We start from the raw sequence: 24,900 nt of genomic DNA on the forward strand, positions 1-24,900 counted from the left end.
AAGTGAGGGTTTAAAATGGTAGTTGTTGTAGATGGAATGGGTGGAGATTTTTCTCCAAATGCTGTGGTTGAGGGTTGCATCGCAGCTATAAAAGAATATGATATAGATATAGTAATAACTGGTCCTGAACAATTAATTCGCGAGGAACTAAAGAAGTATACTTATGATTGTAACAAAATAAAAATTGTTGATGCTATAGAAGTTATTAGTACAAATGAACATCCTGTAATGGCGGTTAAACGCAAAAAGAATTCAAGCCTCGTAAAAGCATTGAATCTTGTGAAAAATGGAGAGGCAGATGCTATTATTTCAGCTGGAAGTACAGGTGCTTTTTTAGCTGGATGTACACTTATAGTAGGAAGAATAAAAGGTATAGATAGACCGGCTCTAGCACCAATAGTGCCAGGTAAAAAAGGCCCCTTTATGATAATTGACTGTGGAGCAAATGCAGAATGTAAACCTCATTATTTAGTGCAATTTGGACTTATGGGGAAAACATATTTTAAAAACATTTTAAAAATAGCTAATCCATCAGTAGGTCTTGTGAATATAGGAATTGAAGAAGAAAAGGGTAATGAACTTTCAAAATCAGCTCATAAACTATTAAAAGAAGCAGATTTAAATTTTGTAGGCAATGTGGAAGCTAGAGAAATTCCAACTGGAGATGTCAATGTTATAGTTTGCGATGGGTTTACAGGAAATGTAATCCTGAAGTTGTATGAAGGTGTTGTTGCTAGTGTATTTGATTTATTAAAAACAAGGATAATGGGATCCGTCAGAACTAAATTTGGAGGAATGCTATTAAAACCAATTTTTAAAAGCTTTAAAAAGGATTTCGACTATAAAGAATATGGCGGAGCTGCATTTCTCGGGGTAAATGGGATTTGCATAAAAGCTCATGGAAGTTCAGATTGTAGAGCTTTTAAAAATGCAATTAGACAATCTACAATATTTTATGAAAATAATGTTGTAGATAAATTAAAAATAGAAATTGAAAAATTATCTCAGCAGGAAAAGAACATAAATGACAATTTGTAATAATTGTTATGTATAATAGAAAGGTAAGGAGGTGAATATATTATGTTTGAAAAAATTAGAGCTTGTATAGCATCACAATTAAGCATAGATGAAGAAGAAATAAAAATGGAATCATCTTTTATGAATAATTTAGGAGCTGATTCTCTTGATATTGTAGAATTAATTATGGCACTCGAAGAAGAGTACGATATAGAAATTCCGGATGAAGATGTTGAGAAAATTGAGACTGTTGGCGATATAGTGGAATATATTAAAATTCACTCAGCAGAATAACATAAGGTCCCGCAGTATTGCGGGCCTTTAGCTTTTTCAAACTTATTTTTGAATTTACTATAAAAGGTAGCTTTTTAAGATAACCAGTAAATGTATTATTTTATTCGGCAGACTAAGTAAATTGAATAATAAACTTGAAGAATCTTGCGAATGAAGAAAATTTATTTAAATAAACTTCCGAAAAGGAGGAATGATTATGAAATACGATATAAAGTTACAGGAACTTGAGAAGGAACTGAAATTGAATTTTAGTGATAAAGAGTTATTGAAAACTGCAATAACCCACAGTTCCTATGCAAATCAGAAAAAAAAGGTTGGATTTAATGAAAGACTGGAGTTCTTGGGCGATTCTGTATTACAACTTGTAATATCCGAATACTTATACAGTCGCTTTACGGAAAAATCCGAAGGATACTTAACTAAAATTAGGTCCCTAATTGTTTGTGAAAATTCGCTGTGCGATATTGCAAACGGATGGGAACTTGGAAAGTACATGAACATGAGCAAAGGTGAAGAAATTACTGGTGGCAGAAATAGAGTTTCAATATTGGCTGATTGTGTTGAAGCAATAATAGCTGCTGTATATTTGGATAAAGGAATAGAATATTCTAATTCATTTATACTTAATAACTTTAAAGAGATCATTGAGAAAGCAATTAGCAACGAGATAGTTTTGGATTATAAGACAAAGCTTCAGGAAATATTTCAGCAAAATGGGGAAGTAAATATTTGCTATGAACTTGTGAAATTTGAAGGACCACCACACAAGAGGGAATTTTTTGTAAACTTATTAATAAATGATTATGTAAAAGGCTCAGGGCAAGGTTACAGTAAAAAAGAAGCAGAGCAAAATGCAGCCAAACAGGTTATGATGAATCAGGAGGATGTGCATGAGTAATTTGCATTACATTATTCCTATTTTCGTTCCGCATGAAGGTTGCCCACATAGTTGTGTGTTTTGTAATCAAAATAGCATAACAGGAACAACAACGAAAGTTGATGCAATGTATGTTGAGCAAACGGTAAATGAATATTTGAAAACAATAAATAACGATGATGCTATTATTGAGGTATCATTTTTTGGAGGTACTTTCACAGCTATAAAAATGGAAAAGCAAATAGAACTTTTAACTGTTGCTAAGAAATTTAAAGACGATAATAAAATAAAATTCATTAGATTATCTACAAGGCCAGATTATATTGATGATAAAATATTGAGCAATCTAAAAAAATACTCTGTAGATATTATAGAACTCGGAGTACAATCCCTTGATGAAGAAGTCTTATTAAAGTCTGGAAGAGGTCATACTGCAAGTGATGTAGTGAATGCTTCAAAACTTATAAATCAGTATGGTTTTGTTTTAGGACACCAAATAATGATAGGCCTTCCAGGAGATAATATAAATAAAGATATAGAGACAGCTAAAAGAGCGATTGATCTTAAACCGAATATTTGTCGAATATATCCGGCACTTGTGATTAAAGATACACCTATGGAGAACATGTATATAAAAAAAGAATTCAAACCTTATTCATTAAGTGAAGCAGTAAACATATGTAAGATTATTTACATTATGATGGTAGCAAACCAAATAAATGTGATCAGGATAGGATTACAGCCAACTGTTGAAATCTCAGAAGGCAATGATTTAGTTGCAGGACCATTTCATCCTGCATTTAGAGAATTAGTCGAAGGCAGTATATATAATGATTTATTATATGATGTTATAGTGAATAATTTTAAAAGTGACACGGGCGTTAATAAAGTTTTAGTGAAAATAAATCCAAAAGACATTTCAAAACTTTACGCTAATGGCAAAAGTTTTTTTAATGGCATAAAAAAACAAATAAAAACAGTTTCAATAGAAATATTCCAAGATATTACCATTAGCCGTGGAAGTATTAGTATATCTAAAGAAGAAAAATGCATTATTATGACCATACATGAGTATGTGTCCTCAAAGTATAAAGAAGGATTTTAATTTTGTATAGAATATAGTGTCTATCCTTGCACGTTAATAAAGTATATATTACGTTAAATCATTTGTAGTAATATATACTTTATTTATATTAAATAAAAAAATATGAGGTGAATTATGAAAAAGAAGACAAGAGATAAATATACAAAGGTATTGATTTATAGTATAGTTGTAATTTTTATTATAGGATTTATATCGCCAATGCTATTTAAGTAAAATAGGAGAGTGTTTTAATGTTCTTAAAATCTATTGAAATAAGAGGATTTAAATCCTTTGCAGATAAAACAGAGTTAACATTCACGAAGGGAATCACAGCAGTAGTTGGACCAAATGGAAGTGGTAAAAGCAATATATCTGATGCTGTTAGGTGGGTCCTCGGAGAACAAAGTGCACGAAACTTAAGAGGAGACAAAATGGAGGATATTATATTCGCTGGTACACAGTTTAGGAAACCAGTTGGCCTGGCGCAAGTTTCCTTGATTTTGGATAATAGCGATTCTGGACTGGACATTGATTATTCTAATGTTACAATCTCGAGAAGATTATATCGTTCAGGAGAAAGCGAATATTTAATAAACAATACATCTTGTAGACTAAAAGATGTTCAACAGCTTTTTATGGATACTGGTATAGGAAAAGAAGGATACTCAATTATTGGTCAAGGTAAAATTGATGCTATTTTAAGTGGTAAAACTGAGGAAAGACGAAAATTGTTTGAAGAGGCTGCAGGAATTGTTAAGTTTAAAACAAGAAAAGAAGAAGCAGAAAAGAGATTAGATAGTACAGATCAAAATTTGATTAGAATAGAAGATATTTTAAGTACTTATGAAGAAAGACTAGAACCATTAATGAATGAAAGCGAGAAGGCAAAGAAATTTTTAAAACTTTTTGAAGAATTAAAAAGCAAAGAGGTTAGCATAATTATTGACTCCATTAATAAGGTTGAAGAAAAAATTAAAAGATTACACGATGAGAGTACTGAATTAGATGGCGAAGTAATACAAAGCACAGAAGGGAAAACCCAATTTAAGAAAGATGTTGAATACTGGAACAGTGAATTTGAAACATTTGAAAATAAAAACCAAGAAGAAAAACAAATATATTACAACAATAAGTTGATTTACCAAAATAATGTCTCTGAAATAAAGATTCTAAATGAAAGAATAAATAATTTAGCAAAAGCAATTGATAAAACATCAAATGAGAGCGATATTATTCGTAAAAATTTATTAGAATTTAAACGAAATAAGGATGTATCAGAAGATTCTTTGAATATTGTAAAAAATACTCAAATAGAAATAGTAGAAAAAATTCAATATGAAGAAATAAAAATTAAGGGTATTGAGGGAAATATAGCGATTGAAAGTGATGAAGCTAAAACTCTTAAGGAAAAAGAGAAAAGAAGCATTGACAAAACTATTGAATTTACCAATAATCTATTGGTATTAAATAATAACATGGATATCTCTAAAAAAAGAATTGATACTTTGAAAGATGACATTGAAAATTTCGACAATTCAATAAAAATCAATGCTAATACAAAAACAGTATCTGAAAGTAAAATGGAAGAATTTAAAGATAAGATAGTTCGCTATGAAAATAAGATTAGGGATAATAAAAAAGAAAGTGATAAATTACAAAACATTCTAACGTTTAATGAAAGAACTATGAAAAATTGTAATTTTAAAATTAATAAAACAGAAGCTAATTTTAATGTACTTACAACTTTGGAAAAAAAGCATGAAGGTTATAATAAATCGGTAAAAAATTTAATGCAAAACGTGAATGAAGGCAAAGTAGGAAATATTCATGAATGTTTTGTACTTGGAGAAATTATAAAGGTGGAAAAGAATTTAGAGGTAGCTATAGAAATTGCTTTGGGAGGATCTATATCACATATAATAACTAAAGATGAAACCGTGGCAAAATTATTAATAGATTTTTTGAAGGCAAACAATCTCGGAAGAGCAACATTTTTACCTTTAAACATTATTAAGGGTAAAAAACTTGCAATTGATAATGAAACTATAAATAATCCTGGATTTGTTGGAATGGCAAATGAATTAATAAGTTATGATAAGAAATTTAGTGAAGCTATTGCATTTATTTTAGGCAGGACAATTATATGTAAAGATATGAATTCGGCCCTCCAAATATCTAAAAAAAATAATTTTAGATATAAAATCGTTACATTATCAGGAGAAATTATAAACGTTGGCGGTTCGTTAACTGGTGGAAGCGTATATTCAAAGACTTCAAGCATAATTGGTAGAAAAAGGGAAATAAAAGAACTGGCTAAGGATTTAGATGCGTTAAAAAATGAGTCACTTATTTACTTTGAAAAAATAAAACAAAGTAAATCTGAAATTTTAAGATTAAACGAAGAAAACTTAAATTTAAAGGATAAGGTTCACTTTGAAAATATTGAAGTAACGAAGATGGAAGCTAAAGTAAATTCAATAATAGATGAGACAAATAGATTTAAAAACAATATAATGGCTCTAGACACTGAGAAGTCATTAGAAGAGGATAAACTTAAAAAGGGAAATGAAGAAATTGATGAAAAAAATAAATCTGTCGCTAAATTTATACATGCGAAGGATGAAATACAACAAAGTCTTAACAAGGTTGATTTTAAATTAAAAGATAAATTGCAAGAAATTGAAAATATAAAAGAATCAATTATTGATGCTAAGATAAAAAAAGCTCAAATTGATGAAATAATACATAATAAGCGCTCTGAAATTCAAAGATTAAATGATGAAATATCGGTATATAATGAAAAATTAATTGCATTTTCTAGAGAAATAGAAGAATCCATGAAAAATAAAAACAAAAATTTATTTTCAATTCAAAATGCAGAAGTAAAAGTAAAAGAAATAATGAGTTTATTAGAAAAAACGGAAAAGAAATTTGAAGACAATGAAATTAGTAGAATTAAAATTAAAGAGCATATAAAAATAAGTGTGGAGCATCTAGAAAATGTTTCACAAGTGCTAGAAAAAATCGAAAAAGAAATGCACAAATGTGAATTAGCCCTTACGAAAGTTAAAATGGAAAAGGATACTTACTACCAGAAATTGAATGATGACTTTGAATTAACATATGCAGAAGCATTGCAATTTAAAAATGAAATTGAAGACATCGATAAGATTAAAAAGGAAATAGTAGCACTAAAAGCGGCAATATCAATGCTTGGGAAAATTAATGTAAGCGCTATTGAAGAATATAAAGAAGTCAAAGATAAATTTGCTTTTATGAATGGTCAAAAAGAAGATTTGGTTTTAGCGAAAAATGAATTATTAACTGTAATATGTGAAATGACTGAAAAGATGAAGCAAATATTTGCAGAAAATTTTATTATATTAAGACAAAATTTTAATCAAACCTTTATGGAATTATTTAAGGGTGGAAGTGCAGATTTAATACTTGCAGAAGGTGATGAACTTACTGCTAAAATAGATATTAATGTTCAACCACCAGGGAAAAAACTTCAAAACATAAGTTTAATGTCCGGTGGAGAAAAAGTTTTATCCGCAATTGCATTATTATTTGCAATATTAAAGATGAAGCCAACACCTTTTTGCATTTTAGATGAAATTGAAGCAGCACTTGATGATGCAAATGTAGTTAGGTACGCTGAATTTTTAAAGAGATTTTCCGATAATGTTCAGTTTATTATAATAACTCACAGGAAGGGAACTATGGAAGCTGGAGATGTATTATATGGGGTTACCATGGAGGAAAAGGGAGTGTCAAAAATAGTATCTGTAGATTTGAAAAAGTAAAAATTTTATGATAATTACTCTGCGACACAAAAGACAAATAAGGAGGAGTAGGAATGTTTGGAAAATTTTTTGGAAAATTAAAAGACGGACTAGCAAAAACAAGAAGTAGCATCACAGAAAAAGTCAGTGAAGTATTAAACTTAGCCATTACAATTGATGATGAACTATACGAGGAACTAGAAGAAATATTAATTACAGCTGATATAGGGGTAGAGACTTCTATTCATGTCATTGAAAAGCTTAAAAAAAAGGTGAAGGAAGATAAAATAAAGGAACCAGAAGAAATCTGGCCATGTTTAAAAGAAGTTTTGATTGACATATTAGGTGAAGATGAAAACCCAGTACAACATGCAAATCTACCGGAGGTACTTTTGATAATTGGGGTTAATGGTGTTGGTAAAACCACTTCCATAGGTAAAATCGCTGCATCGCTAAAAGCCGATAAGTATAAAGTCCTCATTGCTGCAGCGGATACGTTCAGAGCGGCCGCAATTGATCAGTTAGAGGTTTGGAGCAGTAGAGCAGGTGTGGAATTAATAAAACATCAAGAGGGATCTGATCCTGCAGCTGTAGTTTTTGATGCTGTTCAAGCAGCCAAAGCAAGAAAAGTTGATGTGCTAATTTGTGATACGGCAGGTAGACTACATAATAAAAAGAATCTTATGGATGAATTAGCAAAAATAAATAGGGTGATTAAGCGGGAGTATAGTGAGGCCCATATGGAAACTTTACTAGTAATTGATGGTACAACAGGACAAAATGGAGTTGAGCAAGCTAAGCAATTTATGAAGATATGTCCTATAGATGGGATAATACTAACTAAATTAGATGGCACGGCTAAAGGTGGCGTTGTAATATCAATAAAAAATCAACTTGATATACCGGTTAAATATATTGGCGTAGGTGAAGGTGTAGATGATTTACAAGTGTTTAATTCAAAAGATTTCGTAGAGGCTTTATTTTAAAATGTAGGTCTAAGACACTAGTTCATATAAAAATATTGACCTGTTAAGTAAAACTACTTGACAGTGCATTTAAAATCTGATAATATATGACTTGTGAGCAAGGTGATGAAATGGAAAAAAGATTTGAAATTTCTCTATTATTAGATTTTTATGGTGAATTGCTTACTGAAAAGCAGAGAAACATAATGGATATGTATTTTAATAATGACCTCTCTTTATCAGAAATAGCAGAGATAAATAATACTAGCAGGCAAGCTATTCATGATACAATTAAAAGATCCGATAATGCGCTTTTAGTATATGAAGAAAAATTAAAATTATTAAATAAAAATCATGAATTAGAAGAAACTTTAAAAAACATTATATCAAAATTAGATAACTTACAAATTAATATAAAAGATGAAAATATAAATAAGATTATATGTGATATAAAAGCCCAGATTATTGAAAATATTTAGGAGGTTTATTATGGCTTTTGAAGGGTTATCTTCTAAGTTACAGGATACCATAAAAAAATTAAAAGGTAAGGGTAAGCTTTCCGAAAAAGATATTAAAAATGCAATGAGAGAAGTAAAATTAGCATTGCTTGAAGCAGATGTTAACTATAAAGTGGTTAAAGATTTTGTGAGAAATGTTAGCGAAAAGTGTTTAGGTAATGGAGTATTAGAAAGCTTAACACCAGGGCAACAGGTCATTAAAATCGTTAATGATGAGTTAACTGATTTAATGGGTAATTCAGAAAGTAAGTTAGAGTTTTCTATAAATGGGATAACAGTTATAATGCTTGTTGGTCTTCAAGGTGCCGGTAAAACCACAATGGGTGGGAAGCTTGCTCTTTCACTGAAAAGAAAAAACAAAAAACCACTATTAGTTGCTTGTGATGTATATAGGCCAGCTGCAATTAAACAATTGCAGGTAGTAGGAAAACAAATTGATGTTCCTGTTTTTACTATGGGAGAGAATATGAGCCCTGTAGATATAGCAAAAGCATCATTAGACTTTGCTAAAGATAATGGTAATAATGTAGTTATAATAGATACTGCGGGAAGACTTCATATAGATGAAACTTTAATGGAAGAACTTCAAAATATAAAATCAAGTGTTAATCCAAGCGAAATAATGCTTGTTGTTGATTCTATGACTGGTCAGGATGCAGTTAATGTAGCAGATAGTTTTAATTCACAGCTAGATATAACTGGAATAATTTTGACTAAGTTAGATGGTGATACAAGAGGTGGTGCAGCTTTATCAATTAAAGCAATAACTGGTAAATCTATAAAATTTGTTGGTGTTGGCGAAAAAATGAATGATTTAGAAGTTTTCTATCCAGATAGAATGGCATCAAGAATACTTGGTATGGGGGATGTGCTTTCATTAATAGAAAAAGCACAGGAAGCTATAAATGAGGATGAAGCAAAAGAACTTGGAAGCAGAATGCTATCTCAAGAATTCAATCTAAATGATTTTTTAGCAATGATGCAACAGATGAAAAAGCTGGGACCATTGAATAAATTGGTTGAAATGATGCCAGGTGTAAATAAAAAAGAATTACAGGGCGTAGATTTGTCTCAAAGCGAAAAAGAAATGAGAAAAGTTGAAGCTATCATAAAATCTATGACTATATCAGAAAGAACACATCCTAGTTTGATCAGTGGTTCTTCTTCTAGAAAAAAGAGAATTGCTAATGGGTCAGGCACATTGGTACAGCAAGTAAATAAGCTGTTAAAAGATTTTGAAATGGCAAAGAAATTTATGAAGCAAGCAAAAGGATTCCAAAAACCTGGTAAAAAAGGTCTGTTTGGTAAAATGCCTTTTTAATAAAACTACTTGGGCAATGATTAAATTTAGATTTAAGGAGGTGATTATACATGGCAGTTAAAATAAGATTAAAAAGAATGGGTGCTAAACATGCTCCATTTTATAGAGTAGTAGTTGCAGATTCAAGAGCTCCTAGAGATGGAAGATTTATAGAAGAAATAGGATACTATAACCCAACAACAGAGCCAACTACTATTAAAATTGATGTTGAAAAAGCAACTAAGTGGATGAAAAATGGTGCACAACCATCTGATACAGTTAAAAGGTTACTTAGCAAAATAGCAGTCAACTAGAAAAGTTTGTAAGTAATGAATGGAGGAGTTTTCCATGAAACAGTTACTTGAAGTATTGGCAAAGTATTTAGTTGATAAACCAGAAATGGTAGTAGTAAACGAAGTAGCACATGAGCATGCAGTACTTCTTGAATTATCTGTAGCTCATGAGGATATGGGAAAAGTTATAGGTAAACAAGGTAGAATAGCTAAAGCTATTAGAACGGTTGTTAAGGCAGCTGCTGTTAAAGAAAATAAAAAAGTAATTGTTGAAATAAAGTAAGAGTTAGGTTCTGCCTAACTCTTATTTTAATTAAATTTTGAGTTTTAGTTATTTATATAAGTGATTTTGAAAGGAGGATTTTAAATGGAAGATTTTATGAGCGTAGGTAAGATAGGCAAGACACATGGCTTAAAGGGTGAAGTTAAAGTCTTTTCGCTAACTGATAGTCTTGAAAGATTTAAAAAATTAAAAAGTGTGTATATTGATGGTGAAATTAGAAAAATTGAAGGTTGCAAACTTCAAGCAGCTAACGCAATACTTAAAATTGAAGGTATAGACAGCATAGAGCAAGCAGAATTGTATAGAAATAAGTACTTGATGGTTAAAAGAGAAGATGCAGTTGAACTGACTGAGGATAGTTACTATGTGGCTGATTTATTAAATTGCAATGTTTTCGAGCAGGGTGGGGAAGAACTTGGAAAAGTATATGATGTTCTTCATACTCCGGGTAATGATGTATATTGGGTTAAGGGAAATAAAGAAGTGCTAATTCCGGTGCTTAAGGATATTATAGTTAGTATAGACATTAATAAACGCGAAATAATAATTAAGCCAATAAAAGAATGGCAAGAATGAAAATAGACATTTTAACTCTATTCCCTGAAATGTTTGATATTTTTAATTATAGTATCATTGGAAGAGCCATAGAGAAAAATATACTGGAGATTTCTCCTTGTAATATTCGCGACTATGCAAAAAACAAACATAAAAAAGTAGATGATACTCCTTATGGTGGAGGAGCAGGTATGGTAATGCAAACTCAACCACTAGTTCACTGTATTAATGATGTTAAATTGCATAATGGTGGAAAGGTAATATTTTTGGGGCCACGGGGTATTACTTTTACCCAAGATATTGCAAAAAAGCTCAGCGCGGAAAAAGAATTAATATTTGTATGTGGACATTACGAAGGTATTGATGAGAGAACCTATGACTATATAGATATGGAGATTTCTTTAGGTGATTATGTTTTGACAGGTGGAGAAATGGCATGTATTCCTATAGTCGATAGTATTTGTAGATTAATTCCAGGGGTATTATCTTGTCCGGAGAGTTTCACAGAAGAATCTTTTTATGATGGAGTACTAGAATATCCTCAGTATACAAGACCAGAATGCTTTGAGGGTAAAAAGGTTCCAGAGGTATTGACATCAGGACATCATGAAAACATACGAAAATGGAGAAGAGTGCAGTCGCTCTTAATAACTAAAGAAAAAAGACCAGATTTATTTCTAAAACTTAATCTTACGAAGGAAGATAAAAAACTATTAAGTAAGGCTTTTGAAAGAAAGAAATAAGTATAAATGCACTAGTATACTGACTAGTTATTTTTGAAGGTGGTTAATTAATTTCCGGAGAGTTATTTAAAATTGAAAATATCTTATATATAAGCATAAATAGTGTTTTTATGTTGATATATATATATATTTATGATAAGATATAGTTTGTGCTAGTACGGACGGTCCTCTGTTGTATTATAATAAGCATGAACGTCACAATAAAATTTTAGGAGGGAATGCACATGTTAGAAATTATAAGAGCAATAGAATCAGAACAAATCAGAACTGACTTACCAGAATTTAGTGTAGGTGATACTGTTAAGGTTCACATCAAAATTAGTGAAGGTAACAAGGAGAGAGTCCAAGTATTCGAAGGAACCGTTCTTAAAAGACAACACGGCGGGTTAAGAGAAACTTTCACAGTAAGAAGAGTAGCATCTGGTGTTGGTGTTGAAAAAACATTCCCAGTAAACGCTCCAGTAATCGAGAAAATTGAAATTGTAAGATTAGGTAAAGTTAGAAGAGCTAAACTATTCTACTTAAGAGATAGAGTTGGTAAGGCTGCAAAAGTTAAAGAAAGAATGAGAAAATAAAATTGGGGCTGAAAAGTCCCTTTTTACTTTTAAAGATAATTAAACTTAGGTGTAAATATTCTTAATAAGTTTTCAATTAAGTAATTTAAGTAGATTAAACTACTTTAGTAGTTTATTAAGTAGGTGAATATATTGACAAAAGAAGTTATTACAGTAGTAAAATCTATAGCAATTTCACTTTTAATCGCTGTATTTATTATAAATTTCGTATTCCAAATAGTAACAGTGAATGGTGAATCTATGGTTCCTACGGTGCAAAATAATGATAAATTAATAATTGAAAAAGTATCATATAGAATAACATCTGCTAAGAGAAATGATATTGTAGTAATAAAGTACCCTGCTGATATAAGTCAAAGAATAATAAAGAGGGTTATAGCGGTTGCTGGAGATAAAGTTAAAATTAACAATAATATATTGTACATAAATGGTAAAATTGTCAATGAGTACTATAAAAATGAAAATTTTATGGAAGACTATGATGAAGCTTTGGTGCCACAAGATTCAATTTTTGTCCTCGGAGATAATAGAAATTTCAGTAAAGATAGTCGCAGTAGTGATGTTGGGTTTGTAAAACTCAATCTGTTGGAAGGAAAAGTGGTTATAAGGCTTTATCCATTCAATAAAATGGGAGGGATTAAATAGTATGGCAATGACAATAAATTGGTTTCCAGGTCATATGGCTAAGACAAGAAGACAAATTGGAGAGAGTTTAAAACTTGTTGATGCTGTAATAGAAATTAGAGATGCAAGAATAGTTAAATCAAGCGCCAATCCACAAATTGATGAGATATGTAAAGATAAGCCTAGAGTCATTTTACTAAACAAAAGTGATCTAGCTGAAGACAAAGTAACCAAAGACTGGATAAAAAAGCTTACAACTGATACTATAAAGCCATTGGCTGTAAATTGTATTACAGGTCAAGGTCTAAAAAGTATAAAGATTACGCTTGATGAGTTATTAAAAGAAAAACATGATAGACAAAGAAAAAAAGGATTAGTTAACATAGTTACGAGGGTTATGGTAGTTGGTATACCTAATGTTGGTAAATCTTCTTTTATAAATAAATTAGGAAAAAATAATATTGCTAAAACTGGTGATAGACCGGGAGTTACTAAAAGTAAGCAATGGATAAAAACTAGTTTAGGTATAGAATTAATGGATACTCCAGGTGTATTATGGCCTAGATTTGAAGACGAGACAGTTGGACTTAATTTGGCATTTACAGGTGCTGTAAAAGATGAAGTCATAGATATAGAAGAATTAGCACTTAGATTAGTAGAAAGACTCCAAGTTAATAATGGACAAAGGCTAATGGAAAGATATAAACTTGATGAGATTATGGAGAATCCTTTAGACAATCTAGATAATATTGCTAAAAAAAGGGGAGCAGTAATTTCTAGGGGTAACATAGATTATAATAGAGTCGCAGTGATGCTTTTAGATGAATTTAGAGGTGGAAAATTAGGACCAATATCATTAGAAAGACTAGATGAAGTATAAATTTTTATAAAAAAAAATCATATGCAATTCCTATTTGAAAACAGGCAGGCATTTTAAAAAATAAATAGAGCATCTTAAAAAAACGTTAGTGCTATACTTGTTTTTTAAGATGCCTAAATAACACTATTAGGAGATAGTAAGGAGACAATACCATGGAATTTAATATTAAATTTTCAAACATGAGTTACAAGGAAATCTCTACATATATATTGAGTTTAGAGAGTGCTGAAAACGTTTTCTATGATGGCGATAAGCAAATCATATCTAATATGCTATTACAAGACAACAGGAAAACCGTTCAAAAATTAGGTATTAAAATGTCTAGAATGATTGAGTCAAAAGAAAAGGAAATTCAGAGAGTAAAAAAAATGTACGAATTTGATAGAAGTTTTGGGGACTATAAATATGTTGCTGGAGTAGATGAAGTTGGAAGAGGTCCTTTAGCTGGACCTATAGTTGCAGCGGCAGTAGTATTAGATTTAAAATTAAACGAGGATAGAGATTTAATCCTAAGAGCTAACGATTCTAAAAAATTATCAATATCTAGCAGAAAAGAGCTAGCTCATATTATTAAAGAAAAAGCCTTAGCTTATAAAATTATTGCTATTGGCAATAAAGAGATTGATGAAAAAGGTATTGGTTGGTGCAATAATCAAGTATTCATAGAATGCTGCGAGGGGCTAACTATTAAACCAGAATTAGTATTATCAGACGGTTATAAAATAAAAAACTTTTCAAATTTAAATGAGTTTGTAATAAAGGGAGATACATTAAGTATAAGCATAGCGTGCGCTTCTATAATTGCAAAAGTATATAGAGATGAACTGATGGTACAGTATCATAATGAATTCCCAAAGTATGGATTTGATAGGAATGTTGGGTACGGCACAGAAGAACATGTGCTTGCAATAAAAAAATACGGAACTATTCCAATACATAGAAAAAGTTTTTTGAGAAATATTTTAGACGAAAATAAAAATTAAAATATATTTTAATTTTTATTTTTATATCTAAAATTATAATTGAAAAGCGTCCTCAATATGATTGATTAAAAAATTATTATTATCATTATTCAACATAACTTCTACAACATCAAATCTGAAATTGTAGTCAATAATATTTTTTCTAGAAATATATACTTGAGCTGTTTTATAAATCTTCTTCTGTTTAGAAGAAGTAACCGATTCAGCGGGTGTTCCATAATTCATTCCATATCTAGTTTTCACCTCTACAAAGCAAATATAGCCTTTATTTAGTGCTATTAGGTCAATTTCACCACATTTGCATCTGAAATTTTTATCTAATATTTTGTATCCTAAATTTTCTAAATAATTTTCTGATATATCTTCACCAAGTGCTCCGATATCTTTATTGAAAGTTTTCATTCTAAACATCCTTCCATAAATTTCTATATATACAAATAATAAATTAAAATAGATTAAAAATCAATATAATGTTTATAAATTCAAAAAGTTGTAGATTGCAATATAAAATGTCCGAAATTTTCACGAAAAATATAATGTTAAGTTGTAATGGTTTTCTGTTCCATCATATTGGCAGATAAACCGTTGAAAATCCTTCTTGGATAATTGTTGATCCAGTGCTGTATTTGCATAATTTGTTTTTTAGAGAATGCTGAAATATCCACACCTTTTGGGATAAATCGTCGTATCATTTTATTGATATTTTCGTTTGTGCCTCGCTCCCATGAACTATATGGGTGAGCATAATACACTTTAGTTCTCTTTCGTTTATTTCTTACTGAGTTCTCAATACCCTCGAAATCAAGGTTCTCACAGCCGTTATCACAGGTGATTGTTTTAAATGTTTTTGAGAATAACATTCCCATTTTACGCTCCAATTTGTCCAATTCTTTCACGACAGCCGCCTGTGATTTAGATGGTATTTTAAAGACTAACTCCTTACGAGTTACTCTTTCACTTAACACCATTAAGACAGTTTTTGTACCCTGTTTGCCAACTACAGTGTCCATTTCCCAATGGCCTATCTCATCACGTGCAGCTACCGCTGCAGGTCTCTCCGATATGCTAGTTCCTTTGGTATTGTTATACGCTGATCTTATTTTTTTATAGTTTCTCTTTTTAGCATTCTTTTTAACAGGCAGATCTTTGTTACTTATATTTAAAAACAAATTATTATCCAAATAGTTATACACAGTTTTGAAGCAAATAGTTGTTTCAAATTGTAGATTTTTATTTGTGATATTTTGAATAGCTGCATACGGAGATTCGCCATCTATACCAATAGCTTTTTCTAAGTACCTCACCAATTTGTGATCTTTTCCTATTTTTAATGCAGGACCTTTAGCGGCACCTTGTTTGTCATGCTCTGACTGCCCAATTTCTGCGCTATATTCCATTCGAGTGGTTAAGTCACTATTCAATAGTTCTACAATTCCTTTAGCAATTTCACGCCTTATTGTACGTTCTGAGCGCCCACCTATTTGCTCCGCAATACGAGTTGAATTAAGTCCCATTTTGTGTAAAGCTTCTAACTTTATGCGTTCCTCGTATGTTATGTGTTTACCTTTTCTGCTCTGTGTGATAAAATCTAATTGACTCATTTGAAATCCTCCCGTATATGTTGGTTTAGTCACTTAACATTATACAAGAGTATTTCTCTTGAGTCTTTATTTTTTTGTTACTCTTCGGTCATTTCATTATACAACTTACCATAAATTCAAAAAGTCTGTAGATTGAATAATGTTCTAGTTAGTACCTCAAACCATTTATTTATGCATGTATTAAAACAAAATTAGTTTAGAAAATATTTCTATGTATTATGTTCTAATATAAAGAAAAAGGAGTAACAATTAAAGTAAATGAATTTATTAAAATAAAGGAGATTTTATGATAAAAAACATTTCTTATAAATTTAGGAATAGATTTTTTACGAAATTTAAGATTGGAAAAATAGTAATTAGCATTATTGTAATGGCAGGTGTAGTTATATTCTTTCCGCATTTTATTAGAAATACTTATACAGTAACCATTGCAAATAAACGAATAATAACACGTAATAATATTGATACGTATTTAGTTTATGCACAAATGGAGAATGGCGATATAAAGGTATTTGAGGATACTAATAGTTTATTAGAATTTAAAATTCATTCTGAAGATGTGTACTGGGGATTGACAATTAGTAGAAAATACGAAATTAAAGCATATGGCTTGAGTATACCTTTATTATCATATTATCAAAATATCACAAAAATTAAAGGGTTAGATAGGGAAAAATGAAGTTATATATTGATTCATTGTTACGATATCAACTTCCGCACCAAATGTTTCTTCAGCAGGGGTTCCATATACTTCTATTTTCCCACCAACTTGGTCTATTACTTTGCTTAAAGCAACGGCCGCTCCAGCACTAATTTTTCCCATAGCTCTAGTAAAAAAAAGAAGACCAAAATACGTAATAATTGATCTAAATATTAGTATTAAATGGTCATTCACGGTAACACTTCCTTATTAATTACTACTTATATTATTAACAACTTTTATTAATTTATAATTTTTATTTTGATGATAATAGTTGGTAAAATAATGTTTGTTTATTTTTCATAATAAAAGTTCAACTTTTTGGTAAACATATAAGTATAAAAAAATTTAAATAAGGAGGTAATTTAATTATGAAAAATAAGGAAAAAAAAGGTGCTTTTAATAGCTTAACAGGTATGATAATAAGATTTGTAGTAACTTCAATTATATTAGCTATAACGTCATTTTTAACTCCAGGTTTTGTACTTGTGGGTCTACGGTCAATTATATTAGCGGCTGTAGTTATATCTTTAATAGATTATTTAGTGGAAAAACTTATGCGCGTTGATGCATCACCTTTTGGAAAGGGAATAAAAGGATTTGTAATAGCGGCTATAATATTATATATAGCGCAATTCCTAGTTCCTGGGATGAGAGTATCTATGATAGGTGCAATATTTGCTTCGATAGTCATTGGAATACTAGATGCTATACTACCAGGAAGAGCTATATAATCACTGGAGTGAGGGCATTATAAATTGAAATTTATGGTTAGTCATTTTTGTAATAAATAGAAAATAATAAATTATAGTTAAAAATTTAAAAGTTTTAAATTAAAGGGGGCGCTTATGCTCCTCCTAACCATTTTCATCACATTAAATCAATACAGATACAATATTATCCACCCTTAATGCACAAACTACTTCTATATTTTTATCAATCTTATTTAAAAATTTAATTGAATTCATTTCTCAGCGTAGTCCCCCAAAAGTAAAAAAGTTATAGGTAGCAAAACTCATACCCTTAATATTAGATCAACATAATTTTAATGTACATATTTTTAGTTGTATAAACACAAAATAATATTGTTATTTTATTCTTAAAAGGAGGAAGTGATTTTATGGATGAAAAAAATGATGTATGTATTGATAATCAATTAAAATCAAAATCTTATTGGATTGATTCAACTAATGAAACAAACTATAAAGCTTTAGAAAAAGACATTAAAGTTGATATAGTGATAATAGGGGGAGGTATTACAGGCATAACAACTGCTCTCCTTTTAAAAAATGAAGGGTTCAAAGTTGCGTTAATTGAAGCAGATAAAATAGTCAAGGGGGCTACAGGGAATACTACAGCTTATATTACTTCACAACATGATATAATATATAGTAATTTAATTAGAAGTGTGGGAATTGAAAAAGCTAAGCAGTATGCAGATGCTAACGAAGGGGCAATAGATTTTATAGAAGGTATGGTGAAAAAATATAATATTGATTGCGATTTTTGTAGGCTACCAGCATACATCTATACAACAGATGAAAACTATATAGAGACTATTAAGGAAGAAGTAGAAGCTGCTAAAATGCTTGGTATAAAAGCAAAATATGTTGAAAAGCTGGATTTGCCATTTTCAATAAAGGGTGCATTATGTTTTGAAAATCAAGCTCAATTTCACCCTAGAAAATACCTCCTTGAAATTGCTAAAAACATTTCTAGCAATGATTGTAACATATATGAAAATACCAGAGCTGTAGATATTGAACATAATGATTTATACACTGTAATAACGGACACAGGCTTTAAAGTAATAGCTCCAATAGTTGTTTTAGCTTCACATTTCCCTTTTTATGATGGGTTAGGGCTGTATTTTGCAAGGCTTCGACCACAAAGGTCATATGTAATAACTGCAAAAATAAAGAATGAATTGCCAATAGGTACATTTGTAGATGCAGGGGAGAAAGGTTGGTATTTTCGTTCGCAAAAGTATAATGATGGTCAGATGATAATTATCGGAGGCCAAGATCATAAAACTGCTCATGGTGGTGATATGATAAAACATTATGCTAATTTAGAAAAGTATGCTGAAAAAACCTTTAGTATTGAAAAGTTTTTGTATAGATGGTCGACTCAAGATTATATAACAATAGATGGTGTGCCATATGTAGGTAATCTTACTGCTTCATCAGAAAATATTTATGTTGCTACAGGTTATGGTGAATGGGGAATGACAAATGGAACAGCGGCTGCGAATATACTAAGGGATATTATAGTTAATAAGGTAAGTCCTTATCAAGACGTATATAATCCATCGCGTAATATTTCATCTGATGGGATTAAGAATTTTGCTAAGGAGAATTTTGATGTTGCAAAGCAGTTAATAAAGGGAAAACTTCAAGTTGGACAATATAATATTGAATTAAAAAATGATGAGGGAAAGATGGTAGAGATTGATGGAGAAAGGTATGGAGCATATAGGGACAAAAATGGAAAACTACATATAGTTGATATAACATGTACGCACATAGGTTGTGAACTGAAATGGAATAGTGCGGAAAAATCCTGGGATTGTCCTTGTCATGGATCAAGATTTACTTTTGAAGGCGATATTATAGAAGGCCCAGCCGTTAACAGGTTAAATCACTACAAAGAAAGTGATAATATGGAGTGAAAGATCCAAGCCAAAATTCAATAAGCTTCATCTATAAAATTAGTATACTCCATACAATAATAGTATGGGGTTATTTTACGGTGAAATCCTTCGGTGATTTATTGTCCATCAGACCTTTGGATGTCACAGTTTCATCAAAAGTATTATGATTGAAATAAAAGTTGTTGTAAAATATTATTTTTATAATCATTTAATACATTTATTCTGAATATATTATTAATGATGAAATAATAATTTAGGAGTATGTTATGATATCAAATCAAAAATTTATAAATCAATCTTTAGAGTTAAATCTATTCTTTCTAAGAATTATGAAGGAGCACTCCATATTTTTGGAGGCAGCATTTGTTATAAAGGATAGAAATTTAATCAATCAAGCGGATGCCTTTAAAAATGAATTTACTAGATTGCTTTCACATGCAATATCCTTGTCTGACGGAGTAATTCCTGTTAGAGTGTTAAAGGCAGATGAAATTTCGACTAAATATACAATGGATGCTGAGAGAGCAACTCAATTTGCTACTGGAATTTTTATAGACTCAAGCGTAACCGCTATGGAGAACTCATTAGTACCTGGAATGAATAATATGAACCTATCCATGTTAACTGAACATGTTTATGCGCTGAATTACAATTCTATAGCAGCGACTAATATGATTGCTAAATTCAAAGCCAAACTTAAAAGCGATGTTTTATCCTGCAAGGTATTTACTACCGCTTATCCATTGTTAATAGATCATATACTTAGGGAAGCTATATTCTTTGCAACGTTATTAACAAGATTACAAAATGGTATTGAACTTGATGTGCAAAGAGATATAGTTGAACAGGAAACCTTTTGGAACAGAATAATGTCAGAGCATTCTTACTTTATTAGAGGGTTATTAGATCCTACTGAAGTGGAACTATTCGATATATCAAATAATTTTGGGAAAGAATTTGAAATACTAAGAAAAGAAGCATCTGCTGTGAATAAGTCTTCACTATACTTATCTGGCCTTACGGATAACACTTTAAAACAAACTATTAAGATTAGAGACTTTAAGACTCAAGCTACTGAAGGACTCTTAAATTGTAAAATTAAGTCGATAATTGTTCCGCTTTTGGCAGATCATGTCCTTAGAGAAGCCAATCACTATATAAACCTTTTAGAGTCATTCAGTGACAAGTAGGACATTTAATATGTTAAAGTAAAGAAGGATTACATGGGAAATAAAGTTTTTCTATGAGTATAAAAATAATGGATAAACAAATTAAATTTTGATAGTGAAAATGATTAAATAGGACATAAAAAATAAGAATCATATTATACAAGTAAATTTTTAGTTATTATTGTAAGGTGTGTAATTAATATTATTGACTTAAGAAAAGAAAGGTGCTACTATGAAAATAAGTTTAATTGTATGAGATTTAAGTTGAAAAACAAGAATAAAGGAGATGTTATTTATGAATAAAGTTGAGATTTATACAAGCAATTCTTGTGGATTTTGTCATATGGCTAAGGAGTTTTTCGAAGAAAATAATATTGTATATATAGAGCATAATATTTCTGAAAATTTAGAGGCAAAAAAAGTACTTATAAAAAAAGGATATAGATCAGTACCGGTAATAAATATAAATGGAGAAGAAATGGTTGGGTTTGATAAGGAAAAAGTAGTTGCTAAATTAGGTCTATAAAAGTAATAAAATATATATGTTACAAAAGAAGCTTGATAAGCTTCTTTTTCTTTTTGGTAACAATCATATCTAGGGATAATTGCAATTATAAATTCTCATTATATCACTTATAAAAGTAGGGGCTTTGTTTATAAAATGTTGTTAAACATCTAAAAACAAATAAAAGTGTTGACATGTACAATTTTAACTGATAGAATAGTAAAAGTAGTCACTTGTTGACGAATGTATAACGTAAATTGGTCTTTGAAAATTAAACAGAGAAATAGGTAAAAATAGCAAAATAATATTTTGTTAAACCAGTTAATTACTTTAGTATAAAGTAAAATTTAGTTGTAAGACTAAAAGTATGTAATGAGCTTGCGAATCAACTTAACAGTTGTCGCAGATTAATCATTTCAACTAAAAAAGTGTAAACTTTTAAATTGAGAGTTTGATCCTGGCTCAGGACGAACGCTGGCGGCGTGCCTAACACATGCAAGTCGAGCGATGATTCGTCTCCTTCGGGAGACGTTGATTAGCGGCGGACGGGTGAGTAACACGTGGGTAACCTGCCTCAAAGAGGGGAATAGCCTCCCGAAAGGGAGATTAATACCGCATAATATGTTTTGGTCGCATGATCGAAACATCAAAGGATTTTTCTTTTAGAAAATTCCACTTTGAGATGGACCCGCGGCGCATTAGCTAGTTGGTGAGGTAACGGCTCACCAAGGCGACGATGCGTAGCCGACCTGAGAGGGTGATCGGCCACATTGGAACTGAGACACGGTCCAGACTCCTACGGGAGGCAGCAGTGGGGAATATTGCGCAATGGGGGAAACCCTGACGCAGCAACGCCGCGTGAATGATGAAGGCCTTCGGGTTGTAAAGTTCTGTCTTCTGGGACGATAATGACGGTACCAGAGGAGGAAGCCACGGCTAACTACGTGCCAGCAGCCGCGGTAATACGTAGGTGGCAAGCGTTGTCCGGATTTACTGGGCGTAAAGGATGCGTAGGCGGACATTTAAGTCAGATGTGAAATACCCGAGCTTAACTTGGGTGCTGCATTTGAAACTGGGTGTCTAGAGTGCAGGAGAGGTAAGTGGAATTCCTAGTGTAGCGGTGAAATGCGTAGAGATTAGGAAGAACACCAGTGGCGAAGGCGACTTACTGGACTGTAACTGACGCTGAGGCATGAAAGCGTGGGGAGCAAACAGGATTAGATACCCTGGTAGTCCACGCCGTAAACGATGAATACTAGGTGTCGGGGGTCGAACCTCGGTGCCGCCGTTAACACATTAAGTATTCCGCCTGGGGAGTACGATCGCAAGATTAAAACTCAAAGGAATTGACGGGGGCCCGCACAAGCAGCGGAGCATGTGGTTTAATTCGAAGCAACGCGAAGAACCTTACCTAGACTTGACATCCCCTGCATAACCCAGAGATGGGCGAAGTCCTTCGGGACAGGGTGACAGGTGGTGCATGGTTGTCGTCAGCTCGTGTCGTGAGATGTTGGGTTAAGTCCCGCAACGAGCGCAACCCTTATCATTAGTTGCTACCATTAAGTTGAGCACTCTAGTGAGACTGCCCGGGTTAACCGGGAGGAAGGTGGGGATGACGTCAAATCATCATGCCCCTTATGTCTAGGGCTACACACGTGCTACAATGGTGAGTACAAAGAGATGCAAGACCGCAAGGTGGAGCCAAACTCAAAAACTCATCCCAGTTCGGATTGTAGGCTGCAACTCGCCTACATGAAGCCGGAGTTGCTAGTAATCGCGAATCAGCATGTCGCGGTGAATACGTTCCCGGGCCTTGTACACACCGCCCGTCACACCATGAGAGTTGGTAACACCCGAAGTCCGTGAGGTAACCGTAAGGAGCCAGCGGCCGAAGGTGGGATTGATGATTGGGGTGAAGTCGTAACAAGGTAGCCGTAGGAGAACCTGCGGCTGGATCACCTCCTTTCTAGGGAGTAGATGTATTGACTTCGGTCGATGCAATAGAAGAATATTAATTTGTTCTTCAAAAATATCTATTGTAATTAATCGTACCTAATTCTCTGTTTAATTTTGAGAGACTAATAGTCTAAAAATGTAATGAACAATTATAAAAGCGCTATTTGGTGTTTATAGTTGCTTATTACATTTTTTTTGATTAGGTTAATAATATTTATATGGAATATATATAAATAAAATATGTAAAGAATATGTGAATTATAACTTTAACACTTATATAAAAAAATATTAAACATAAAAAAACAAACTTTCACAAGATAGTGGAAGTTTGTTTTTTTTATGTTTAATAAATACTCAAAATAGATTCATTAGCAATCAAGGTGATGCTGCTGCGAACTTTGAACCCTATTTACGGCTACAGCTGGTGTGCTCTTCGTAATGTTTTGTACAGTGCCTTGTGGTGCCGACTTGTCCACTTGATGGGATGCTTGAAATTGTAAGTGCGTCCCATAGTAAATAGTATCGTTCCATTTATCATTTGCACTAATACTAATTTAAAAAAATTTACTTAAAAACATATAATTAATGTATTTTTGTAAATACTATATGTAGAATAGTTAGAAAATACAATAAATGTTTAGATATCAAAATAAGCAAAAGGAGATGTTATTTTGGGTAACGATAAGAATAGAGAAGTGAGAAAAGAAAAGCAAAGTGAGGATAAAAAAACTTTTACGAGTGAAGTTCAAGAATTCCATAAACCAGAGGATTATGAAGATGCTTTTAAAGGATACTATCCAAAACAAAAATAAGTCAAGTATCTTTATAGTTTCAATAAAATAGAAAATAAGTTTTTAAGGTGAAATAAAACAATATATATTAAAAATTAAAGAATCAAGATCTTAGATCTTGATTCTTTAATTTTTAATAGTTTATAAATAAATTCTTAATTGCTGGGTTACTTATAATAAGTTTATGTAGGGAAAACCCAATAAAAGAATTAATCACTGAAGTAGGAAGCACTATGGATACGAAGAGGATTAAAAAAGGTGCAGGTAACGCAAATAGAGTAAGAGCTGAACAAAGAAAAATACTTCCACTTATTATAGTTCCAAGAAAATAAATGCACCCTAATTTAAGAGGAGAGTTAGGATTGAGATACTTATATAATCCGTATATAAGTATTGAAGTTATAACCTTATCTATAATGTTAGGAAGTTGGCCACCTGGAAAAGTCGTAGTTAAGGCACCTAAAATACCTGCTACTATTCCTGTAATAATGGTTATCTTAAGATCTTTAGTTAATGTTAGGGACAAAATCATAAATACTAATAAAAAATCTGGTTTCATTCCTAAAAAGATACCTGGAACAATTTGATGCAATATAAGACCGATTGCAAGTAATAGAGAAGTTATTATTAGTTTATTTGTTTTCATAAAAAACAGCTCCTTTTCAAAATAATTTAGAGTTAAATCATCACCTACGGTGTTGCACAGCTTCGAAGAAGATGAATTGAAGACTTCAGATCGAGATTTATAC

General features: G+C 31.4%; 26 protein-coding genes and 1 rRNA gene. 23 read left to right on the top strand and 4 right to left on the bottom strand.

What is annotated here, in order from left to right:
* The first annotated feature begins 15 nt into the window (after positions 1-15).
* From plsX to ACWJJT_RS01315, 16 genes are all read left to right on the top strand, one after another.
* On the top strand, positions 16-1,038 hold the full coding sequence (gene plsX / locus ACWJJT_RS01240) for a phosphate acyltransferase PlsX (RefSeq protein WP_462955757.1): 1,023 nt from the start codon (positions 16-18) through the stop codon (positions 1,036-1,038).
* Positions 1,039-1,077: 39 nt separating this feature from the next.
* Entirely contained in the window at positions 1,078-1,311 is a 234-nt protein-coding gene (gene acpP, locus ACWJJT_RS01245) for an acyl carrier protein (RefSeq protein WP_462956719.1), read from the top strand.
* 196 nt (positions 1,312-1,507) lie between these two features.
* Positions 1,508-2,209 (top strand): ribonuclease III, encoded by a 702-nt coding sequence (gene rnc, locus ACWJJT_RS01250; protein ID WP_462955758.1) that lies wholly within the window; start codon positions 1,508-1,510, stop codon positions 2,207-2,209.
* Positions 2,202-3,293 carry an elongator complex protein 3 gene (locus tag ACWJJT_RS01255; RefSeq protein ID WP_462955759.1) on the top strand — a complete coding sequence of 364 codons (1,092 nt, stop codon included), beginning with the start codon at positions 2,202-2,204 and terminating at the stop codon, positions 3,291-3,293. Before rnc ends, ACWJJT_RS01255 begins: the two co-directional genes overlap by 8 nt.
* Before the next feature lie 230 nt (positions 3,294-3,523).
* Positions 3,524-7,078, top strand: coding sequence for a chromosome segregation protein SMC (gene smc, locus ACWJJT_RS01260; RefSeq protein WP_462955760.1), 3,555 nt, complete (start codon positions 3,524-3,526; stop codon positions 7,076-7,078).
* A 53-nt stretch (positions 7,079-7,131) separates the two neighbouring features.
* Positions 7,132-8,043, top strand: a complete 912-nt coding sequence (ftsY, locus tag ACWJJT_RS01265; RefSeq protein ID WP_462955761.1) for a signal recognition particle-docking protein FtsY — start codon at positions 7,132-7,134, stop codon at positions 8,041-8,043.
* A gap of 110 nt (positions 8,044-8,153) precedes the next feature.
* Positions 8,154-8,501, top strand: coding sequence for a putative DNA-binding protein (locus tag ACWJJT_RS01270; RefSeq protein ID WP_462955762.1), 348 nt, complete (start codon positions 8,154-8,156; stop codon positions 8,499-8,501).
* Positions 8,502-8,511: 10 nt separating this feature from the next.
* The gene (ffh, locus tag ACWJJT_RS01275) at positions 8,512-9,861 is read left to right on the top strand and encodes a signal recognition particle protein (RefSeq protein WP_462955763.1); all 1,350 of its coding nucleotides are present in this window, start codon (positions 8,512-8,514) and stop codon (positions 9,859-9,861) included.
* A gap of 50 nt (positions 9,862-9,911) precedes the next feature.
* The gene (gene rpsP / locus ACWJJT_RS01280; RefSeq protein WP_165414012.1) at positions 9,912-10,154 is read left to right on the top strand and encodes a 30S ribosomal protein S16; all 243 of its coding nucleotides are present in this window, start codon (positions 9,912-9,914) and stop codon (positions 10,152-10,154) included.
* A 34-nt stretch (positions 10,155-10,188) separates the two neighbouring features.
* Positions 10,189-10,416, top strand: a complete 228-nt coding sequence (locus ACWJJT_RS01285) for a KH domain-containing protein (protein ID WP_462955764.1) — start codon at positions 10,189-10,191, stop codon at positions 10,414-10,416.
* A gap of 84 nt (positions 10,417-10,500) precedes the next feature.
* Complete coding sequence (rimM, locus tag ACWJJT_RS01290) at positions 10,501-10,992, top strand: ribosome maturation factor RimM (protein ID WP_165414010.1); 492 nt, start codon at positions 10,501-10,503, stop codon at positions 10,990-10,992.
* Positions 10,989-11,714, top strand: coding sequence for a tRNA (guanosine(37)-N1)-methyltransferase TrmD (trmD, locus tag ACWJJT_RS01295; protein WP_462955765.1), 726 nt, complete (start codon positions 10,989-10,991; stop codon positions 11,712-11,714). The genes rimM and trmD overlap by 4 nt, the downstream gene beginning before the upstream one ends.
* A 224-nt stretch (positions 11,715-11,938) precedes the next feature.
* Entirely contained in the window at positions 11,939-12,289 is a 351-nt protein-coding gene (gene rplS / locus ACWJJT_RS01300) for a 50S ribosomal protein L19 (protein WP_462955766.1), read from the top strand.
* A 132-nt stretch (positions 12,290-12,421) separates the two neighbouring features.
* The gene (gene lepB / locus ACWJJT_RS01305; protein ID WP_462955767.1) at positions 12,422-12,934 is read left to right on the top strand and encodes a signal peptidase I; all 513 of its coding nucleotides are present in this window, start codon (positions 12,422-12,424) and stop codon (positions 12,932-12,934) included.
* 7 nt (positions 12,935-12,941) lie between these two features.
* Positions 12,942-13,793: a ribosome biogenesis GTPase YlqF gene (ylqF, locus tag ACWJJT_RS01310; RefSeq protein WP_462956720.1), complete on the top strand. Its 852-nt coding sequence runs from the start codon at positions 12,942-12,944 to the stop codon at positions 13,791-13,793.
* A 152-nt stretch (positions 13,794-13,945) separates the two neighbouring features.
* Positions 13,946-14,776 carry a ribonuclease HII gene (locus ACWJJT_RS01315; protein ID WP_462955768.1) on the top strand — a complete coding sequence of 277 codons (831 nt, stop codon included), beginning with the start codon at positions 13,946-13,948 and terminating at the stop codon, positions 14,774-14,776.
* 33 nt (positions 14,777-14,809) lie between these two features.
* Here ACWJJT_RS01315 and ACWJJT_RS01320 read toward each other — a convergent pair whose 3' ends face one another.
* On the bottom strand, positions 14,810-15,178 hold the full coding sequence (locus ACWJJT_RS01320; RefSeq protein ID WP_462955769.1) for a YraN family protein: 369 nt from the start codon (positions 15,176-15,178) through the stop codon (positions 14,810-14,812).
* Between the two features lie 137 nt (positions 15,179-15,315).
* Positions 15,316-16,377, bottom strand: coding sequence for an IS30 family transposase (locus tag ACWJJT_RS01325; protein WP_462954875.1), 1,062 nt, complete (start codon positions 16,375-16,377; stop codon positions 15,316-15,318).
* A gap of 286 nt (positions 16,378-16,663) precedes the next feature.
* Here ACWJJT_RS01325 and ACWJJT_RS01330 point away from each other — a divergent pair, with 286 nt between their 5' ends.
* On the top strand, positions 16,664-17,056 hold the full coding sequence (locus ACWJJT_RS01330) for a DUF1523 family protein (protein WP_462955770.1): 393 nt from the start codon (positions 16,664-16,666) through the stop codon (positions 17,054-17,056).
* On the opposite strand, the gene ACWJJT_RS01335 is transcribed toward ACWJJT_RS01330, so the two are convergent.
* Positions 17,039-17,272: a hypothetical protein gene (locus ACWJJT_RS01335; protein WP_462955771.1), complete on the bottom strand. Its 234-nt coding sequence runs from the start codon at positions 17,270-17,272 to the stop codon at positions 17,039-17,041. The two genes, ACWJJT_RS01330 and ACWJJT_RS01335, sit on opposite strands and share 18 nt — an antisense overlap.
* 176 nt (positions 17,273-17,448) lie before the next feature.
* Between ACWJJT_RS01335 and ACWJJT_RS01340 the strand changes: the two genes are divergently transcribed.
* The 6 genes from ACWJJT_RS01340 to ACWJJT_RS01365 all read left to right on the top strand — a co-directional run bounded on the left by ACWJJT_RS01340 (position 17,449) and on the right by ACWJJT_RS01365 (position 24,172).
* On the top strand, positions 17,449-17,811 hold the full coding sequence (locus ACWJJT_RS01340; protein WP_462955772.1) for a phage holin family protein: 363 nt from the start codon (positions 17,449-17,451) through the stop codon (positions 17,809-17,811).
* Between the two features lie 386 nt (positions 17,812-18,197).
* Positions 18,198-19,748 carry an FAD-dependent oxidoreductase gene (locus ACWJJT_RS01345; protein WP_462955773.1) on the top strand — a complete coding sequence of 517 codons (1,551 nt, stop codon included), beginning with the start codon at positions 18,198-18,200 and terminating at the stop codon, positions 19,746-19,748.
* 248 nt (positions 19,749-19,996) lie between these two features.
* Positions 19,997-20,920, top strand: coding sequence for a DUF2935 domain-containing protein (locus ACWJJT_RS01350; RefSeq protein ID WP_462955774.1), 924 nt, complete (start codon positions 19,997-19,999; stop codon positions 20,918-20,920).
* 274 nt (positions 20,921-21,194) lie between these two features.
* The gene (locus tag ACWJJT_RS01355; RefSeq protein WP_462955775.1) at positions 21,195-21,425 is read left to right on the top strand and encodes a glutaredoxin family protein; all 231 of its coding nucleotides are present in this window, start codon (positions 21,195-21,197) and stop codon (positions 21,423-21,425) included.
* A gap of 418 nt (positions 21,426-21,843) precedes the next feature.
* A 16S ribosomal RNA gene (locus ACWJJT_RS01360) occupies positions 21,844-23,370 on the top strand.
* A gap of 661 nt (positions 23,371-24,031) precedes the next feature.
* Complete coding sequence (locus ACWJJT_RS01365; protein ID WP_216304289.1) at positions 24,032-24,172, top strand: hypothetical protein; 141 nt, start codon at positions 24,032-24,034, stop codon at positions 24,170-24,172.
* Positions 24,173-24,284: 112 nt separating this feature from the next.
* Here the strand turns inward: ACWJJT_RS01365 and ACWJJT_RS01370 are convergent, their stop codons facing one another.
* Positions 24,285-24,797, bottom strand: coding sequence for a tryptophan transporter (locus tag ACWJJT_RS01370; RefSeq protein WP_462955776.1), 513 nt, complete (start codon positions 24,795-24,797; stop codon positions 24,285-24,287).
* Positions 24,798-24,900: the final 103 nt, after the last annotated feature.

The organism is Clostridium sp. CM041 (assembly GCF_055081035.1).

Bases quoted from the DNA above. Each gene is read 5' to 3' on its own strand.
- ACWJJT_RS01370 (WP_462955776.1), bottom strand. From the start codon at position 24,797: ATGAAAACAAATAAACTAATAATAACTTCTCTATTACTTGCAATCGGT.
- rplS (WP_462955766.1), top strand. From the start codon at position 11,939: ATGTTAGAAATTATAAGAGCAATAGAATCAGAACAAATCAGAACTGAC.
- ftsY (WP_462955761.1), top strand. From the start codon at position 7,132: ATGTTTGGAAAATTTTTTGGAAAATTAAAAGACGGACTAGCAAAAACA.
- ACWJJT_RS01285 (WP_462955764.1), top strand. From the start codon at position 10,189: ATGAAACAGTTACTTGAAGTATTGGCAAAGTATTTAGTTGATAAACCA.
- ylqF (WP_462956720.1), top strand. From the start codon at position 12,942: ATGACAATAAATTGGTTTCCAGGTCATATGGCTAAGACAAGAAGACAA.
- ACWJJT_RS01270 (WP_462955762.1), top strand. From the start codon at position 8,154: ATGGAAAAAAGATTTGAAATTTCTCTATTATTAGATTTTTATGGTGAA.
- ACWJJT_RS01340 (WP_462955772.1), top strand. From the start codon at position 17,449: ATGAAAAATAAGGAAAAAAAAGGTGCTTTTAATAGCTTAACAGGTATG.
- ACWJJT_RS01355 (WP_462955775.1), top strand. From the start codon at position 21,195: ATGAATAAAGTTGAGATTTATACAAGCAATTCTTGTGGATTTTGTCAT.
- rpsP (WP_165414012.1), top strand. From the start codon at position 9,912: ATGGCAGTTAAAATAAGATTAAAAAGAATGGGTGCTAAACATGCTCCA.
- trmD (WP_462955765.1), top strand. From the start codon at position 10,989: ATGAAAATAGACATTTTAACTCTATTCCCTGAAATGTTTGATATTTTT.
- plsX (WP_462955757.1), top strand. From the start codon at position 16: ATGGTAGTTGTTGTAGATGGAATGGGTGGAGATTTTTCTCCAAATGCT.
- ACWJJT_RS01325 (WP_462954875.1), bottom strand. From the start codon at position 16,377: ATGAGTCAATTAGATTTTATCACACAGAGCAGAAAAGGTAAACACATA.
- ACWJJT_RS01330 (WP_462955770.1), top strand. From the start codon at position 16,664: ATGATAAAAAACATTTCTTATAAATTTAGGAATAGATTTTTTACGAAA.
- ACWJJT_RS01315 (WP_462955768.1), top strand. From the start codon at position 13,946: ATGGAATTTAATATTAAATTTTCAAACATGAGTTACAAGGAAATCTCT.
- rnc (WP_462955758.1), top strand. From the start codon at position 1,508: ATGAAATACGATATAAAGTTACAGGAACTTGAGAAGGAACTGAAATTG.
- ffh (WP_462955763.1), top strand. From the start codon at position 8,512: ATGGCTTTTGAAGGGTTATCTTCTAAGTTACAGGATACCATAAAAAAA.
- ACWJJT_RS01345 (WP_462955773.1), top strand. From the start codon at position 18,198: ATGGATGAAAAAAATGATGTATGTATTGATAATCAATTAAAATCAAAA.
- ACWJJT_RS01320 (WP_462955769.1), bottom strand. From the start codon at position 15,178: ATGAAAACTTTCAATAAAGATATCGGAGCACTTGGTGAAGATATATCA.
- rimM (WP_165414010.1), top strand. From the start codon at position 10,501: ATGGAAGATTTTATGAGCGTAGGTAAGATAGGCAAGACACATGGCTTA.
- ACWJJT_RS01255 (WP_462955759.1), top strand. From the start codon at position 2,202: ATGAGTAATTTGCATTACATTATTCCTATTTTCGTTCCGCATGAAGGT.
- smc (WP_462955760.1), top strand. From the start codon at position 3,524: ATGTTCTTAAAATCTATTGAAATAAGAGGATTTAAATCCTTTGCAGAT.
- ACWJJT_RS01350 (WP_462955774.1), top strand. From the start codon at position 19,997: ATGATATCAAATCAAAAATTTATAAATCAATCTTTAGAGTTAAATCTA.